At 71.5% G+C, this 655-nt stretch carries 1 protein-coding gene; it reads right to left on the reverse strand.

Annotation, left to right across the window (positions count from 1 at the left end; genetic code table 11):
* Positions 1 to 655 (reverse strand): cytochrome P450 (locus tag EAO77_RS38265; protein ID WP_147992858.1); only part of this gene is annotated, 655 nt, incomplete at both ends.

Genomic DNA, 655 nt, shown 5'->3' on the forward strand with positions numbered 1-655 from the left:
CCGACGCAGAAGTGGCGGCCGAGCGCGAAGGCGAGGTGGTCCGCCGCGGCCGAGAAGGCCGTGGTGGCGGTCAGGTCGTCGCGGAAGATGTCGAAGCGGTCCGGGTCGCGGTAGCGGTCCGCGTCACGGTTGGCCGCGCCGATGAGGCAGGTGACCGTGGCGCCGGCGGGGATCGTGCCGCCGCTGACGGTGACCTCGGCGGCCGTCTGCCGCATGATCATGTGCACGGGCGGGGTGTAGCGCAGGGTCTCGGCGAACGCCCGGTCGATGAGCGAGCGGTCCTCGCGCACGGCGGCGAGCTGTTCGGGGTGGGCGAGGAGGTTGGCGAAGATGCAGGCGATGGCCTTGTCGGTGGTCTCGCCGCCGGCCGCGAGGAGCAGGCTGCAGAAGGCCTTGATGTCCTCGTCGCTCATGCGCACGCCGTCGACCTCCGCGGTGCACAGGCCGGACAGCAGGTCGTCGCCCGGGTGGGCGCGCCGTTCGCGGATGACGGGGATCATGTAATCGGCGAACTCGGTCCGGGTGCGCAGTCCGGCGGCGGTGACGTCCGGGTCGCCCGAGAGGTTGCCGAGGAAGGCGACGACGCTGGTGTACCAGCCGTGGAAGCGGTCGTGGTCGGCCTTGTCGAGGCCCAGCATGTCGGCGATGACGTTGA

Origin of the sequence: Streptomyces sp. T39, assembly GCF_008042045.1 — a bacterium.
Classification (GTDB): Bacteria; Actinomycetota; Actinomycetes; order Streptomycetales; family Streptomycetaceae; genus Streptomyces.